This window comes from Hoylesella timonensis S9-PR14, assembly GCF_000762405.1.
Taxonomy (GTDB): Bacteria; Bacteroidota; Bacteroidia; order Bacteroidales; family Bacteroidaceae; genus Prevotella; species Prevotella timonensis_A.
Genome location: NZ_JRPQ01000072.1, coordinates 37,736 through 54,696, shown reverse-complemented (window position 1 = coordinate 54,696; position 16,961 = coordinate 37,736). Strand labels below are relative to the sequence as shown.

At 43.1% G+C, this 16,961-nt stretch carries 10 protein-coding genes; 6 read left to right on the top strand and 4 right to left on the bottom strand.

Features of this window, described 5'->3' with window-relative positions; genetic code table 11:
• Nucleotides 1-190: 190 nt before the first annotated feature.
• The 6 genes from HMPREF9304_RS04555 to HMPREF9304_RS04530 all read left to right on the top strand — a co-directional run bounded on the left by HMPREF9304_RS04555 (nt 191) and on the right by HMPREF9304_RS04530 (nt 10,750).
• Nucleotides 191-3,256, top strand: coding sequence for a SusC/RagA family TonB-linked outer membrane protein (locus tag HMPREF9304_RS04555; RefSeq protein ID WP_231564467.1), 3,066 nt, complete (start codon nt 191-193; stop codon nt 3,254-3,256).
• A 12-nt stretch (nt 3,257-3,268) separates the two neighbouring features.
• Nucleotides 3,269-4,777 carry a RagB/SusD family nutrient uptake outer membrane protein gene (locus tag HMPREF9304_RS04550; RefSeq protein WP_231564465.1) on the top strand — a complete coding sequence of 503 codons (1,509 nt, stop codon included), beginning with the start codon at nt 3,269-3,271 and terminating at the stop codon, nt 4,775-4,777.
• Between the two features lie 8 nt (nt 4,778-4,785).
• Entirely contained in the window at nt 4,786-5,508 is a 723-nt protein-coding gene (locus HMPREF9304_RS04545; RefSeq protein WP_036926849.1) for a DUF4843 domain-containing protein, read from the top strand.
• 23 nt (nt 5,509-5,531) lie between these two features.
• Nucleotides 5,532-7,187 (top strand): PKD-like family lipoprotein, encoded by a 1,656-nt coding sequence (locus HMPREF9304_RS04540; RefSeq protein ID WP_036926848.1) that lies wholly within the window; start codon nt 5,532-5,534, stop codon nt 7,185-7,187.
• A gap of 120 nt (nt 7,188-7,307) precedes the next feature.
• Entirely contained in the window at nt 7,308-9,491 is a 2,184-nt protein-coding gene (locus HMPREF9304_RS04535) for a zinc-dependent metalloprotease (protein ID WP_052045896.1), read from the top strand.
• A complete protein-coding gene (locus HMPREF9304_RS04530; RefSeq protein WP_052045894.1) occupies nt 9,488-10,750 on the top strand; it encodes a hypothetical protein in 1,263 nt (420 codons plus the stop codon). The genes HMPREF9304_RS04535 and HMPREF9304_RS04530 overlap by 4 nt, the downstream gene beginning before the upstream one ends.
• Nucleotides 10,751-10,975: 225 nt before the next feature.
• Here HMPREF9304_RS04530 and HMPREF9304_RS04525 read toward each other — a convergent pair whose 3' ends face one another.
• The 4 genes from HMPREF9304_RS04525 to lpxA are packed head-to-tail and all read right to left on the bottom strand — an operon-like array spanning nt 10,976 to nt 16,919.
• Entirely contained in the window at nt 10,976-12,715 is a 1,740-nt protein-coding gene (locus tag HMPREF9304_RS04525) for an AAA family ATPase (RefSeq protein WP_036926845.1), read from the bottom strand.
• Entirely contained in the window at nt 12,715-15,204 is a 2,490-nt protein-coding gene (locus HMPREF9304_RS04520; protein ID WP_036926843.1) for a transglycosylase domain-containing protein, read from the bottom strand. Before HMPREF9304_RS04520 ends, HMPREF9304_RS04525 begins: the two co-directional genes overlap by 1 nt.
• Before the next feature lie 41 nt (nt 15,205-15,245).
• Nucleotides 15,246-16,148, bottom strand: coding sequence for a tRNA (adenosine(37)-N6)-dimethylallyltransferase MiaA (miaA, locus tag HMPREF9304_RS04515; protein WP_036926841.1), 903 nt, complete (start codon nt 16,146-16,148; stop codon nt 15,246-15,248).
• Nucleotides 16,149-16,919, bottom strand: a complete 771-nt coding sequence (gene lpxA / locus HMPREF9304_RS04510; protein ID WP_008125764.1) for an acyl-ACP--UDP-N-acetylglucosamine O-acyltransferase — start codon at nt 16,917-16,919, stop codon at nt 16,149-16,151.
• Between the last annotated feature and the right edge of the window lie 42 nt (nt 16,920-16,961).

Sequence of the window (16,961 nt, the reverse complement as noted above, 5' to 3'; positions counted from 1 at the left end):
TATAAATAAGATGATTCGAAGTGGATAAGGACGGTAAGCATAAGCAGCTTAGTCTATACATACACGATGTTGTTAGAGGTAAGTCTCTAATGTTGTTGATTTGCTATTTTTTAACCCAAACCCTTATAGGTTCATGAGAAATAAAATATTTTTAATTACGGCATTGATAGCCTTGACTTGTGTCAATGGTATGCAAGTGGCTAATGCGCATTCACGTAACGAAGCCAACAAATCTGTGCTTCAGAAAGGTGAGGACAACCGGATAATCTCCTCTGTAAAAGGTTTAATAATATCTGCAGAGGACGGATTGCCAGTCATAGGTGCAAGTGTACAAGTTGAGGGAACCAAGAACGGTACTGCTACCGATGAGCAGGGACGCTTCGAATTGAAAAACGTACGTTCTGATACCAAGTTGAAAATTAGTTATATTGGCATGGCAACGATTCTGATAACGCCGTCTGCTTCTGTAAAAGTTGTGATGCACACGGACAGTCGCCGATTAGACGATGTAGTGGTAACGGGTATGTTTAATCGCAAGAAAGAGGGCTTTACAGGATCGGCAGTGACTATCAAGGGTGAGGAACTTAAGAAGTTTAGTACCAATAATGTGGCCAAGTCTATCGCTGCAATGACCCCCGGTCTGAATATCATGGACAACATTATGGCTGGTTCCAATCCTAATAGTCTGCCCGATATGCGTATGCGTGGTGGAGCCAACATGGATCTTAGCTCAAAGACCAACGTGCTTACAGTGCAAGGTGAATATGAGACTTATGCCAACCAACCATTACTTATTATGGATGGTTTTGAAATTAGTGTTCAAACACTGAATGACCTTGATCCCGATCGCGTACGTTCTATTGTTATTCTGAAGGATGCCGCAGCCACCGCCATCTATGGTTCACGTGCTGCTAACGGTGTGATAGTGATTGAAAGCAAGACACCTAAACCAGGACGTATATGGGTGACCTATGGCGGAGAGTTACGTATGGAGGCTCCAGATTTAACAGGCTACGATTTGATGAATGCACAAGAGAAACTTGATATCGAGCTGAAAGCTGGCGTATATACTGAGGGTGGTCAGACACTGGAGAAGTGGCGTCTCTATCAGTCTAAGCTACGCAATGTACTTTCAGGTGTAGATACTTACTGGTTGAGCAAACCTCTGCGTACAGCTCTGCAGCAACGACATACAGTTACGCTTGAAGGGGGCGATGATGCGCTACGATATCGCATGTATGTGGGGTACAATAGTTCACATGGGGTGATGAAAAATAGTGGTCGTGACGTACTTACGGGTATGCTTGATTTTCAATATCAATTCAAAAAGGTGTTGCTGAAGAACAGTATCACGATTGATAATTCTAAGGCCGATGAGTCAAATTATGGCAGTTTCAGTCAATATACCAAACTCAATCCTTATCTCAGTCCATACGATGAAAATGGTAATATGAAGAAAAATATGGACGATTTCAATGGTACTAACATGGGGATAGCCACTTATGCTAACCCATTGTTTAACACCACTTTCAATAGCAAGAACCGTGCCACCAACTTCACCGTACGCGAACTCTTTAAGGTGGAGTACAGACCCACCAACGACTGGCGCATGGAAGGAGCTTTTTCACTGTCTAAGAGTGTAGGGCATCATGATATATTTCGCCCAGCCCAGCACACTGCATTTGATAATATCAGTGACCCCACGCTCAAGGGAGATTATCGGCGCATCCAGAATGAAGGAATCAATTGGGGACTTGATTTCACTGCAAGTTGGAACAAACAGTTCAGAGATCATTACATCACATCTAACGCACGCATGAGTTTTCAGGAACACAACATTAATTCATATGGTACCTATGTGACAGGGTTTCCTAATGATAATATGGACGATTTACTCTTTGGTAAGAAATATAATGAAAAGGTTACAGGTGGCGAGCGCACGAGTCGATCAGTGGGATGTGTACTCAGTGGAGGTTATTCATACAAGTACAAATATTCTGTAGACTTTAACGCACGTGTTGATGGGTCGTCAGAGTTTGGCAAGAACAATCGTTGGGCACCATTTTGGTCTACGGGATTGCGCTATGATATGAAGAAAGAAAATTTCATGCAGAACGTGTCATTCATCTCAGGCTTAGTGTGGCGTGCAACTTATGGTACTACTGGATCACAGGGCTTTTCACCTTATCAAGCGCATAGTTACTACAATTATTCCTTGTTGCTACCTTATCTGTCGTCTGATGGAACGGGAGCGTCTATCTTAGCTATGCATAACGAGAATCTGAAGTGGCAGACTACCCGCAACACAAACTTTGCGCTCGAATTAGGATTGTTTGATCATCGGTTCACCGCTCGTATAGAACACTACCGAAAGGTGACCGATAATCTCATCACTAACATTACATTGGCTCCTTCAATCGGTTTCACTTCTTATCCAGAAAATCTTGGCAAGATAGAGAATAAGGGATGGGAGATAAGCCTTTCCGCTATTCCCTATCGTAACACGGACAAACAAGCCTATTGGACTGTGACGTTAAATGGTTCACATAACAAAGACAAACTGGTGGAAATATCTGAGGCCATGCGACACATCAATGAGGTAAGCACAAACCAACTTAAAGACAGTCCGTTGCCCCGTTATGAAGAAGGCTATTCTATGTCGAGCATATGGGTGGTACCATCGTTGGGAATAGATCCAGCCACTGGTGACGAAATATTAGTGAAAAGAAATGGTGAGCTTACCAATCAGACAGGTTATACAGGAGCAGACGCTATTCCTTTTGGTAATACCGAGCCTACATGGCAAGGATATATCAATTCCTCGTTTACTTATATGGGTTGGGGTGTGGATGTGAGTTTTCGCTACAGGTTTGGCGGACAGGTATACAATCAAACTTTGGTTGACAAAGTTGAGAACGCCAATCTTGCCTACAACGCTGACCGACGAGTGATGCAGATGCGCTGGCAGAGTCCTGGCAATCATGCCATGTATCGCTCTCTCAATGCTCATGGGGCTGGTACTATGGCCACATCTCGCTTTGTAATGGATGAGAATGTATTTCAAGGCAGCACTCTATCTATGTTCTATCGCATGGATACAACAAATACTAAATTTATCAAGCATTGGGGAGTGAGTTCAGCCAAGCTCGGATTTACCATGGAAGACTTGTTCTACCTATCGTCCGTAAAGCGTGAGCGTGGTTTGGACTACCCTTTCTCTCGCCAATTCACATTCTCACTTAACGTAGCATTCTAAAAACAAGACAATATGAAAATCAAGATATCTTTATATATAGTGGTATGGGTCGTTCTTGCAGGAGGATTCACCTCGTGCAATGATTGGTTGGATGTATCTCCCAAAACCTATATACCCAATGACAAGATGTTCGATACAGAAGCAGGTTTCAAAGATGCCCTCACTGGTGTATATCTCATGATGGGTTCCACAAGTTTATATGCTGGTGATTTATCATACGCCTATCTGGATGAGCTGGCAGGTCTGTATTGCGATTATCCCATTCGCAACAACATGAACGTATTTGACCAATCCATGGTGTTCGATTATAATAATCAGTTTTTAGACAAACGTAATGGTATATATGAGAAGCAGTATAATCTTATCGCCAACTTGAACAATTTATTGTATGAAGTGGATCAACGAGGTAACGAGCTTACTTCGCCTGGCTATCGTGAGGTGATCAAAGGTGAGGCTTTGGGCTTGCGAGCATTCCTATACTTTGACTTGTTGCGTCTTTATGGACCAATATACAGTGAACGTCCCAAAGATTTGGCTATACCATATAAGACCACATTTGATAATGAGCCCACTCCAGTGCTACCCGCTAATGAGGTAGTGGCGAAAATTTTGGAAGACCTTAAGGTTGCAGAGAAGTTATTAGAAGAGAAAGACTCGCGCGACTTTTTTACCCCTGAAGATCAGCGTACAGCTTTTTTGAGCAACCGGGAGTTTAGGATGAATGTGTATGCGGTGAAGGCTATGATGGCTCGTGTGTATTGCTACGCAGGGCAAAAAGAAAACGCTGTAACAAAGGCTCGTGAGGTGATAGCGGCATCAGATGCATTTAAACTCTACAAAACACAAACCTTATCCAACTACAATTCCATACGCTACGGCGAGCAAATCTTTGGAATTAGTGTAGACAAGCTGTTCACGGTACTCGACAATAACCACATGATGATGGATCTCAATGGTAACAATGCTACAACCAAAGATAGATTTGGAACCACTGGTGATATGATGGTTAAGGTGTACGAGGGTATTACATCAGACTGGCGGCAAAATGCCGTAGCATTCGGATGGGATGAGAGTCACGTCTTCGCTTTTTGCAAAAAGTATAATCAAGAGCCGTTGCTCAATGTTTATGGTTACCAAGGAGCTAACGCCATACCACTTATCCGCTTACCCGAAATGTATTATATTTTGGCTGAATGTGCTTCTAATGCTCAGGAAAGTGTGGATGCACTCAATGCAGTGCGCATGGCCAGAGGCATACCTTACAGCGAAGAAATACATGTAACAGGATATGATGACATAGATGTAAGTTCTCTTGAGGATAACTCAAAAACACGCCGTATCAATGAGATAATGAAAGAATACCGCAAGGAATATTTTGCAGAGGGGCAGTTGTTCTTCTTCCTTAAAAGTCATGCCTATAGTACATATTATGGATGTGGTGTGAAAAAAATGACTACCAAGCAGTATCAAATTCCTTTGCCTGATAACGAAATAATATTCGGTAATAACACCAACAAGTAATATCCATTATGAAACACATATTTATATTTATAACTGTTATAGTTTCGTTATGCTTTTTTGTAAGCTGCGAGGAAGAGAAAATAGAGTTGTATAGACAGGAACCACGCATCAATTTTGACTACAAAGTAGTTTATGGTGAACTGGTAGATACTGATTACGTCATGTTAAAAAGCCAGCCTTATCGCACAGACAGTTTCCGTGTGCGAATACAAGGCGACTTGCTCACAGTGAACAGGAATTTCTGTGTTAAGCAGACGGTTAATAAAGAATACGAAAATACGATGGAAATACAGATTGAGCCCATGTACACTTTCAGCAAACTTGATGGAACTACGCAGAGTTTCTGCATTAAAGTGAAGCGACCACCATACAAGTCGGGCAATAAGGCTTATGGCTGTAATTTGGTGTTTGACAACCAAAATTCCAGTCATCAGTTTCTTAAGGGTATTGTCAATGACAGCCAGACTATAGTGAATTATGTGTGGCGCATCACCCAGCCCGACAATTGGTGGGACTTCTCATGGCAAGGTTGGGGCGATTTTAGCGTGCCAAAGTATTGTTACATCATGGATGTTTTGGGCTGTACTTTTGATAAAATAAGATCAGACGATGACAGTAATAGTGCCTTGCAAAAAGTTATTGCTGCCTATAAAGAATACAAGAAAACTCACGCCCCCATAGTTGATGACAAGGGTAATGATATTTTCCCAGAAGAGGCGCAAGATAAATAATAATTATAATTGAAATAAAACCAATGAAAAAAATATATAATGTTATCGTAGGGTTCGTGATAGTGGTATTTGCCAATGGTTGTTATGACGACAAGGGAAACTACGATTATCGTAGTGTTAATGACCTTGAAATAGAGATACCCGAAGCAAAGGTACGTATGCCTAAAACGGACACTTTGGTAGTCACACTTACGCCTAAGCTGACACAAACATTGGTACAAAGTGAGACCAATCTTGCATTTGAGTGGCTTAAGCTCAAAAGAGATGCGAAAATCGGTTCAGAGCGAATTATCGATTATGAACCGTATGCCACCAGTAAGGCGTGCGATGTGAAGGTGGAACCTAACAATCCCGAGAGTATTGGCATGATGCTTATAGTGACGGATGCTAAAACTGGTCAGAAATGGTATAAGCTTGGTAAAGTAGCTGTCATCAAACCACTTAATCCTGCGTGGCTCGTGTTGCAAGAATCTGCTACTCAACAAGCCATGGTGGGGGCTGTTGAAGGTGATGCAGATGGATTTTTCGCCTATACCGATGTATTCAAATCTGAGACTGGAAAACCGCTCACACTCACTGGTAAGCCCGTTGCAATAGCAGCGAGAGGACAGTATGGCTACAGACAGCCACCGTTTACGACCACTTTCGCAAATCTTACAATTGCCACTAATAGAGAAATAACTACTTTTGATCCGAGTACGTTGAAGATAAAGTACGGAACCAACAAGATATTGTTCGAGAACGCACTCAAAAGCATTCCTGTAAATTTGTCCTATTACAGAATGGAAAAGAAAGGTGAGATATTTGTGACCGACAAAAAAGCTTACTTTGCATACGATGATGGATATTGTGTTCCTTATTCGATTTTCGACACACGTGTTGAGGGCGAGAATACCAAACGTGAGGTATTTAGACCTTCTTGTTTGGTGACGTTTGGTAGCTATGCGCTGGTTTACAATCCCGAAACAAAAAGTTTCCGTATTGGAAATATTTTCTCGACCATGAACGATTATGTCATGACCTCATTTTATAAGTCTAAGTTTATTAGATCGGGTAGTCAGTGGAAAGACAATAAACCATTGGTCTTAAGAGCACTGAATGAGGATACCGAGGGTAACTATGCGTTCGATCCTCATCATATTGACGAAGCAAATAGGTTGCTTGATATCGTGAATGGGGGAAGCGGCAGCAAGTATGCATATGCTATGATGACTACCGATGGCTCCTCTATGTTGACGGTTTATATGTTTAGTGCCGATTATAACGAGCCTATGTGTAAAGGAAAATATTCAGTTTCCCTCCCTCCAACGATTGATTTGGGAACGGCTCGCTTTGCTGCTTCAAGCGCATTCTCTGCTCACTTTGTATTCATGGCTGCAGGTAACAGTGTGTATCGCATAGATATGGAACGACAAAAAGTGGAGGTTATCTATACTTACGAGATGAGTACCAGCGCCAAAATAGCCTGTTTGAAATTTCGTGAAGCTAATGATTCCGATAATGGATTGGGTATGATATTGGGCTTTGGCATTAATACAGATAATGGCAAGGGCTATATAGGTGAACTCAGGCTCAATGTAGCTGGTGATGTGGAACGTGCTGAAAAGAGTAGCTTTATATTTGACGATCCAGCCAATAGCTTTGGTAAAATTATTGATATCACTTATAATCACGAATAAAAGAAGGTAAAATTTTGTCTGTTCTGACACCTTACTTTTTATGTTAGAGTTGTGTTGTCAAAGCGAGCAAAGGAATTAGGGCGAATGGATAGATGCTTGTCCCTCTTTATAAATAATCATATGAAACGATTAGTGTTTTTGACCGTCATATTAGTGTTTGTTCGCTTGCTTCCAGTGAGTGGGCAACATCAATATACTGGTTTTTTCTCATCGCAATCGCATGTTATACATGGTATGTTTGATACCTATGAAGTAGGTGGCAAGATGTATTGGGCTATCCCTGACACGTTGTTCGATCGCGAATATAGTATCACTACTACTATTCTTCAAGCCCCTGAACGCCCTAATCGGTCTACTGAACTTAAATATGGTTATGCGGGTGACCTCATAGGACCACTGTTTATAAAGCTACATAAGCATAATAGCTATGTTTGTATGACAGACCCTCAGCACGCCATGATAATTACTAATCCTACTGATGACATTAGTAAGATAGCGTTGCAAACACCCCGCGAGCGATTGTATAAAAAACTACCCATTGTCGCCGAGCAAGATGGCATGACTCTTATTGAGATAGGAGAGACGCTGAAAAGTTTTACACTTTTTGCCCTTGAACCAGCCTACTATGACATGAAAGTGAGCCAGCGTGACACGGCTAAGGACAGTGTGGAGCAGGTACAAGGTAGAAACGACTGCCTATTGCTACGTATTGCTCGTACGTATACCAGCTTGAACATGGCTGGTCAAGGCAAAAATCCCATATACAAAGGCAACTGGAAGACAGGTGTGTGCATAAGATTAATGCCGAAAACTCCAATGATAGTTCGACGGGGTGACAATAAAACCTTTTTTGAAATAAACAAGCGCATGATGCTTGATAGTGGAAAGGTGGAACGAGTGCCCATTATTAAGAGATGGAGATTGGAAATAAAGCCAGAAGACCACGAGCGCTATTTTAGCGGCGAGTTGGTTGAACCAGTCAAGCCCATTGTTTTTTATGTGGATCGGCATTTCCCTCGAATGTATCAGCAGAGTATTATTGAGGCTGTGCGTGAGTGGCGCGTGGCATTTGAGCAGGCTGGATTCAAAAATGCCATTGATGCGCGCTTGGCTCCCACGGCAGAGGAAGATCCTAACTTTTGTATATACGATAGCCGATATCCTTTCATCTCGTGGAAAATAGCAGGTGTGAACAACGCTTACGGACCTACACCCTGCGAGGGACGAGCTGGCGAGATTATGGCTTGCCATGTGGGCGTGTTCAGCAGTGTTATAAATTTGGTGCAAAATTGGTATTTTGCCCAGTGCGGTGCAGTTGATGTTGAGGCTCGCAAGCCCATTCTTCCAGAGCGCTTGCAACGAGAGTTGGTCAAACTTGTTATCACCCATGAGATAGGACACTCGTTGGGATTGGAACACAACTACAGTGGCAGTAGTCACGCTTCTATAGACAGTTTACGTAGCAATAGTTATTTGTCTCAACACGGCATGGGCAGTTCTATTATGGATTATGCACGCTTTAACTATGCGCTCAGACCAGGTGACAAGGTGGATTTTAAGAACCGACGTATCCAAATTGGTTCCTATGACCGCTGGGCAATAGAATGGGGTTATCGTATTTTTAGAGGTGATACCCCTGAAGAACAAGAGCTAAATCGTCAACGCTGGTATGACAGGTGTAAGCAGCAATGTCCCGAATTGGCTTTTTATGACATGCGCGATGTGCGGTCACAGCAAGAAGATCTCGGTAATGACCATGTGGCTGTCAACTCACAAGGCATTGATAATCTCAGATATTTATGCTCTCTGCACCACATCTGGCAGCCTAAAACACTTCTTGAGCGGCAGATAATGCACGGTCGGTATATCTCTATGGTGGAACATTATTGCCAGTGGGTGGAACATGTCATAGCTCACTTCGGTGGCAATCGATATGTGAACGGTTTGTCTGTGCCAGAGACAAGAGATTATTGTCAGAAAGCACTGCGTTTTTTGCAACGCTACGTGTTTACTCCACCAACGTGGCTATTCAGTCATAGCCTCACCGAAAGTATACGAGCAGATCGCCAAGCAGCTATGGACAAACTATACGATGGTTGTATGCAGGCTCTTCAGCATGCCTTTGAGCGCATGCAAAAGCAATTAACGAACTCTAAGGATGTAATGACTCAAGATGAATTAATGCATGAAGTAGAACAGACACTCTCGTCATTGGACGACAATGCAAACCAAATTGAGTTAAATAACTACGTGCGCTCACGTTACAATAAACTTATTGAAAATATGAAAAATCACAAGCAATGAGATACTTTTATATATGTATCACTTTCTTATATTCGGTAACAGTGTTGGGACAAGAGACGATAAAATCTTTCTCTGATTTTTTTCCCGATAACACATCCAAGATAAATGGTGTATTACCTATCTATCAAAACCGAGGGCGTTTGTACATGGAGTTCAATCGGAAGTTTGACGGACGAGAAATGGTTCTGCAAGGTCAGATTGATCGAGGATTTAATATGATAGCTAGACCCATTAAATCGTTGGGCGTAGTCAAATTATCAATACCCGACAGTAGTACAGTTGTATTTCTTCAGCCATTCTATGCAGAGCGTATCATAGACCCAACGAGTGCATATGTCAATGCGTTCCAGCTGTCCAATGGTCCAATCGTGGGACAAACATACCATGCTGTGGCGGTTTCGGCCATGGGCAATCCTATTATCGATATTACTGATGTCGTAACTTATGGCATGGGGTGGTTCGATCTTTCGCTATATCAAAACATACGCTCGGTACTACCGTCCATGAGCCGTCTTACCTCAGTGAGTGAATCAGCGGAAGGTGTAGCACTAACAGTAGAGCGGCATTACGAGGTAGAATCAGAACAATATGTTTATAACAGCATGGCCATATTGTTACCATCGGGTAGTCAGCCCTTGTGGCTTAGCTATGCGTTCAGACTTTTACCATCTCATGATCAACCTATTCGTTTGGCTGTTCCTGATATAGAAGTGCAGACTATCAGTTTCTTAGACTATACCCAAAATCCTTATACCATGGTTTCTGACTCACTAGTAATGCGTTGGAACACGGACAGAATGTGTGTGTTCTACATCGACTCAATGATGCCTCGTCAATATCAACAGGCTGTTAGCAGTGGTATTATCGACTGGAATGCTTCGCTAAAAAAGATAGGAGTGAGTGTTCGTCTTATAGTCAAGCCAATTGTCACAGGTTTTGTAGCGGCAGAACTTCCTATTGTCGTTGCCTACGACTTGGGAGCTGTTGGAGTGTCGTCACAAAAGATAGTACATCCTCGCACGGGAGAAATACTATGGTGTCGGATCAATATAGGACACAATCCTAAACATCCCATTTCCTCTTCTCAATTGGCCAAGGATATCAAATGCGAGGTTGCGAGTATCTTGGGTGTTGATCCCAAAGCTACCGATCAACAGTGTATCCCTGCTTTGAAATATCTCTATTATCGACCCATGCACACCACTAATGTGTATAAAGACCGTGAAAGGCTGTATCGTTTGATAAACCAAAGAAAATAAAAAGGAGTTTATCTGTTAGTGTATAATATCCAATCCAAGCAGATAGAATTACTATACTCTCTATTTTGGTATCACGTTAGGTGTGTTTCGTAAGCATATATTATTTACCATGTTGATAGAAGAGGTTACCTCTGTGGGGTAGGAGGCTCAGGGCGTTGTCGTAGCTGTATTTTTGTGGAGGCTTCGCCTTGTCATTGGCAGGGCTTATTAGTAATCAATATCATTTTAGCCGTTAAGTTTTTTGAGTCTTTTCAGGGCTTGGGGATGAGTGGGATAAAGTTTAAGGGCTTTCTGATAATTTCGGATAGCAGCCTCGGTCATGCCCTCCTTTTCACAATCTTTTCCCATGATGACATATTCTGTAGACAACTCTTTTAGAAAAGCTTCTGCATCTTGCTTTTCCTTCTGCAATTGTTTGTTTTGTTCACGCAGAAGGTTGATGATGTTTAGCTTTCTACGGATGAGTCGTTTTACTTCAGGCTTTTCAATGTCGTATCGGCTGTGAATGGCTTTATAGAAGTAGTCGAGTGCCGTCTGCATGTCCCCTCGGTCAAAAGCCTTGGTGGCATCATGGTACTGTTTGTCTGCTTTGCTCTGTTGTATAGCCGTGTTGAGTGCACTTGGGTCGTTGTAGGTTTTTGAAAACCTCACTACTTCTTGGTTTACATAGATATCTTCTTTCTTGACAGGTTCTTGTAGTTCGATACCTTTTAGCGAGCGACAGCGAGATAAGGCGACATAGGTTTGTCCACCTGCGAAAACACCTCCAGAGAGGTCTATCTTCACTTGGTTGAACGTGAGCCCCTGACTCTTATGAATGGTGATCGCCCATGCCAGACGTAATGGGAATTGCTGGAAGGAACCTAAAATCTCTTCCTCTACCTTTTGCTCTTTCTGATTATAGGTGTATCGCACATTGTTCCATACTTCCTGTTCCACATCGACATCTTCGCCCTGCTCTGTGCGAACGTAAATCTTTCCATCCTCTTCATCACCAATGCCGATAATCGTTCCTAAGGTGCCATTGACCCATCTCTTTTCACGGTCGTTCTTGATGAATAGAATCTGTGCGCCAGTTTTTACTTCAAGCTCAATGGGAGTGGGCAAATTGTTTTCAGGGTATTCACCGTCAATACTTCCATGGAGGATTGTGGCATCGCCTGGCAACTTAGATAAATGCAAGCTATTGATATAATCAACCGTATCACGTCGAGTGGATAAGGTAATGGATAGCTGATGCGCATCCATCGGTTGGTGTTGCCCCACCTGTTGGTTCAATAAGGAGAGGTCGGTATTCGTGACGGTGGAGGTTCGGATATGGTCAAGGATGCTGATAAATTTGTCGTCACGCTGTCGATACACCTTTTGCAGTTCAATACAAACTAATTGGAAAGATCTAAACACGTGTGCATCAAAAAAGAACTTGGAGGGATAGTAAGGCTGCAGCAACTGCCAGTCTTCTTCTTTGAGGACAGGCTCTAACTGATAGACATCGCCCACCAACAGTAGTTGCTTCCCACCGAAAGGGATGCGCATATTGTGCGAGTAAACCCTTAATATCTTGTCAATGAAATCAATGATGTCGGCACGAACCATAGAAATCTCATCAATGATGATAAGTTCAAGTTCACGGATGAGTTTGATTTTCTCGCTGTTATATTTGAACGTATTTCTAAGTTGTTGCGTGCTGTACCGTCGGTCGTTAGGAAGTAGGGGATGAAAGGGAAGTTTGAAAAAGCTATGTAGTGTAACCCCACCGACATTGATTGCTGCAATGCCAGTAGGGGCGAGGATAACATATTTCTTTTTTGTAGTTTGGGCAATGTAATGCAGGAAAGTAGACTTACCTGTTCCTGCCTTTCCCGTGAGGAACAAGGAACGGTGGGTGAACTGAACCAGTTGCAGCGCATTTTGCAGCTCTTGGTTGTTCAGGTCTATCTTTTCAATATCAATGCCATGTGCCATTACAAGTTATCCAGCTTGATGACCTCTTCTGTGGGTTCCTTCTTCTTTTGTGGCACAGCAAGTCGTTCAGAAGGTTTGAGCTTTTCTTCAGATTTGTGAATGGGGTTGCCAAACTCGTCAAAGAGTACCTCTTCCATATCGTCGTTTAAGGTGTCTTGTGCCGTGGTGTCTACTTTCGCCTTTTCATAATAGCTGTCACAAGTGTACATGCTGCGTGTGATGTCATCATCTTTTGGCTTGCTAAATTTGGCATGGTAAGCTTTGAATGCAGGGTCGTTGAGTACCTCTTGTAAGAAGTATCCACAGATAGGCAAGGCAGTTCGCGAGCCTTGTCCGAGTGCTCCTGTCCGGAAGTGTATGCTTCGATATTCGCCTCCAACCCATGCGCCAACGACAAGTTTGGGACTTACCCCCATGAACCACGCATCAGAATGGTTGTTGGAAGTTCCTGTCTTACCTCCCCAATCGGTATCTCTGTATTTGCCCACATATCCTCCAAGACTCATGGACGTGCCACCGGGTTCACGTAAGCCACCCAAGAGCAGTTGTTGCATAAAGAAAGCACTCTTGTATGGAATGACTTGTTCGGACTTGGTGGGAGCGATGTACACTTGGCGTCCTTCGCTGTCCTCTATTCTTGTTACCAAAACTGGCTCATGGTGTTTGCCATCGTTGGCAACGGTGCAATAAGCATTTGCCATTTCCAAGAGGTTTACATCCGACGACCCCAATGCCAAGGCTGGTGCATCATCGAGTGGACTCTTGATGCCCATCTTGTGAGCAGTCTCAATGATGCGCTTGATACCCATTTCTTGTCCAAGTCGAACAGCAATGGAGTTGATGCTTCGAGCAAAAGCTCCTTTCAGTGGGATAGAGTCACCAGAGAAGCGTCCGTTGGCATTGCCTGGTGTCCAGGTAACCTCTTGTTGCTTCTTCTTGTCATATACTTGCATGGAGATATATTCATCGCGCCGTTTGTCACACGGTGTCAGTCCTTGATTCATAGCTTCGGTGTAGACAAACAGCTTGAACGTAGAACCAGGCTGTCGCATCGCTGTCACCTTGTCATACTTCCATGAGTTGAAATCGATGTCACCCACCCAAGCCCTTACAGCTCCTGTTTGCGGTTCCATGGCTACCATGGAGCAGTGCATGAAACGTACCATGTAGCGAATAGAGTCCATGGTAGACATTTGTTTTTCTATCGTGCCATGTTCATAGTCAAAGAGTTTTACCGTATGGGGCTGGTTCAAATAATAAGAGATAGAGTCAGGCTGATGGGGGAACTTGGCACTCAAATACTTATATACAGGCTGTCGCTGTGCAATCTGTTCGATGAAGCCTGGGATGACCTGTCCGTTTTCATCAATCCATGGATCGTTCTTCCCCCAGTGATTGTTGAAATTGCGCTGAATCTGTTTCATCTGTTTGCGAGCCGCTTCTTCAGCATAACGTTGCATTCGTGTGTCCAACGTGGTGTAAATCTTCAACCCGCTTGTATAGAGATCATATCCATTCTCTTCGCACCAATCCTTTAGATAGTTGGCTATGGCTTCCCTGAAGTAGAGTGCTTGTCCGTCATAATTGGTTTCGACATTATAATGTAGCTTGATAGGAATTGTACTCAAACTGTCGTATTGCGCTTTAGACAAGTCGCCTTTCGCTTCCATCAGCTTCATGACAACGTTCCTACGGCGCAGACTGTTCTCGGGATTAGAAATGGGGTTGTAATGAGTGGTGGCTTTCAGCATTCCTACTAATACCGCACTCTCTTCGACCGTCAACTGCGAAGGTGTCGTGTTGAAATATGTCTTGCTTGCTGTTTTTATGCCGTATGAGTTAGACCCAAAATCAACGGTGTTGGCATACATGGTGAGAATTTCGTTCTTGTCGTAAAGCATCTCCAGCTTAAGAGCGATAATCCATTCTTTGCTTTTCATGACCAGCATCTTGATACCAGGTATCTTTCCCAGTATTCCCGTGGAATATTGCGTACGCACGCGGAACATATTCTTTGCCAACTGCTGTGTAATAGTTGAAGCTCCTCGTGCGTCATTCCCTACAACTGCATCTTTTGCAGCTGCGAAAATACCTTGAAAATCGATGCCAATGTGGTGATAGAACCGTTCATCTTCTGTATCAATCAAGGCTTTCCAGAAGAGTGGGTTCACCTCGTTGAAGGTAACAGGGGTTCGGTTTTCGTTAAAAAACTTACCGATGAGTTTGCCATCACTGCTGTAAATCTCAGATGCCGAGGCTGTGGTGGGGTTCTTGATTTGGGCAAAGCCTGGTGACTTGCCAAACAACCAAAGGAAATTGATGTCTACTGCACCCAAATAAATAAAGAGTGCTATCACTCCAGAGAGTAGTGCTATTCCTGTTTTTGCGTACCATGGACGTCCAATGTATAGCTGTTTATACCATGGCCAAAATCCACGTATTTTATTCCAATACCAGTTGAGGAATGTTTTGATTCGGTTCGATTTCATGATGATTTATTTGTTTGCAAAAGTAGCAAATAAGTTGGTATCTATAGCTGATTGTCGATATAATTTAGTATTTCTTCAATGTTGTCGGGATTGAACCATTGAATATCTTGGTCTTTTTTGAACCATGTGTGTTGTTTTCGCATGTATTCGCGCGAATTAGATTGAATCCTCCGGACGGCTTCTTCGAGCGGTATGTGTCCATCGAAATAGGCGAACAGCTCTTTGTAACCCACTGTATTGAGGGCATTTAATCCTTTAAGTGGATAAACCGACTTTGCCTCCTCGAGCAATCCTTGTCGCATCATTTCGAGAACACGAAGGTTGATACGGTTGTACATCTCCTCACGAGTCCTGTTTACCCCAACCTTCACAATGTTGAAAGGTCTTTTCTTCTTGGTGTTAGTTCTGAAAGAGGAGTAGGGCTTACCCGTCATGTGACAGATTTCGAGTGCATGAACCACTCGTCTGGGATTGTTTTTATCTACTATATTATAATGTTCGGAATCCAACAATCTGAGCTCTTCCACGAGAGGGGCTAACCCCTCCTGCTCTAATCGCTCTTTCATCCATTGGCGGGTGGTGTCGTCAACAGTGGGAATGTCATCAATGCCCTGACATACGGCACTGATATACATCATACTTCCACCAGAAAGCAAAGCCACATGGTGTGGAGAAGTCGAAAAGAGTTTGGGTAGAAGTTGTAACACTTCTTCTTCGTATTTAGCTGCACTGTAATAATCTTGCAAATGCAACGAGCCAACGAAGTAATGTTTTACTCGTTGTAATTGTGAAGAAGTAGGTGCAGCCGTTCCAATAGGAATCTCTGTGAACAGTTGTCGCGAGTCGGCGTTAATGATAGGAGTGTTGAGGTGTTCGGCAATTTTCAGAGAGAGTTCTGTTTTGCCTACACCCGTAGGACCAAGAAGAACAATCAGTGTATTCATTTATCGAATGATGCCTCGCTGCGAAGATTCTACGAAATCGATAATATATTGTATTTCGGGAGTGATGTTGATGTTTTTCTTTATCTCTTCAATGCCTTCACTCAAAACGCCCTTACTGTACAGCAACCTGTAAGCTTCGTGTATCAAGTCTATCAGTTCGTTGCTAAAGCCTCTGCGTCGAAGTCCTACAATGTTAATTCCAGCATAACGAATCGGCTCTCGTCCTGCGATGATGTATGGTGGAATGTCTTTCGGAGAGCGGCTCCCTCCTTGTACCATCACATATCCTCCTATGTGACAGAACTGGTGACACAGGAATGTGGCACTGATAATGGCACGGTCGTCAACTGTTACCTCGCCTGCTAATTTGGTGGAGTTTCCTATGATAATCTCATTGCCGATGATGCAATCGTGGGCGATGTGCATGTTCTCCATCAGCAGGTTGTTGTCGCCTACAATTGTGGTACCCTTAGAAGCTGTGCCTCGTGAGATGGTGACGTTTTCTCGGATGCTGTTATGATTTCCTATTTGGCAGGTGGTCTCTTCGCCCTTAAATTTCAAATCTTGCGGTTTCGTGCTAATGCTCGCACCAGGGAAAAGTTCGTTGTTGTTTCCAATCCTTGCACCAACGTGAATCGTGACACTGTTCTGTAATACGTTGCCATCACCCAAAACAGTGTTTTTGTCGATGTAGCAAAATGGACCAATGATGTTGTTGTCTCCTAATTTCGCTTCAGGATGAACATAAGCTAATGGACTGATTTGATTCATATTCTATTTAGAAATCTTTATGAATAGGGCAGAGACGTGGGT

Coding starts and splice junctions, on each gene's coding strand:
- HMPREF9304_RS04555 (WP_231564467.1), top strand. CDS start 191: ATGCAAGTGGCTAATGCGCATTCACGTAACGAAGCCAACAAATCTGTG.
- HMPREF9304_RS04550 (WP_231564465.1), top strand. CDS start 3,269: ATGAAAATCAAGATATCTTTATATATAGTGGTATGGGTCGTTCTTGCA.
- HMPREF9304_RS04545 (WP_036926849.1), top strand. CDS start 4,786: ATGAAACACATATTTATATTTATAACTGTTATAGTTTCGTTATGCTTT.
- HMPREF9304_RS04540 (WP_036926848.1), top strand. CDS start 5,532: ATGAAAAAAATATATAATGTTATCGTAGGGTTCGTGATAGTGGTATTT.
- HMPREF9304_RS04535 (WP_052045896.1), top strand. CDS start 7,308: ATGAAACGATTAGTGTTTTTGACCGTCATATTAGTGTTTGTTCGCTTG.
- HMPREF9304_RS04530 (WP_052045894.1), top strand. CDS start 9,488: ATGAGATACTTTTATATATGTATCACTTTCTTATATTCGGTAACAGTG.
- HMPREF9304_RS04525 (WP_036926845.1), bottom strand. CDS start 12,715: ATGGCACATGGCATTGATATTGAAAAGATAGACCTGAACAACCAAGAG.
- HMPREF9304_RS04520 (WP_036926843.1), bottom strand. CDS start 15,204: ATGAAATCGAACCGAATCAAAACATTCCTCAACTGGTATTGGAATAAA.
- miaA (WP_036926841.1), bottom strand. CDS start 16,148: ATGAATACACTGATTGTTCTTCTTGGTCCTACGGGTGTAGGCAAAACA.
- lpxA (WP_008125764.1), bottom strand. CDS start 16,919: ATGAATCAAATCAGTCCATTAGCTTATGTTCATCCTGAAGCGAAATTA.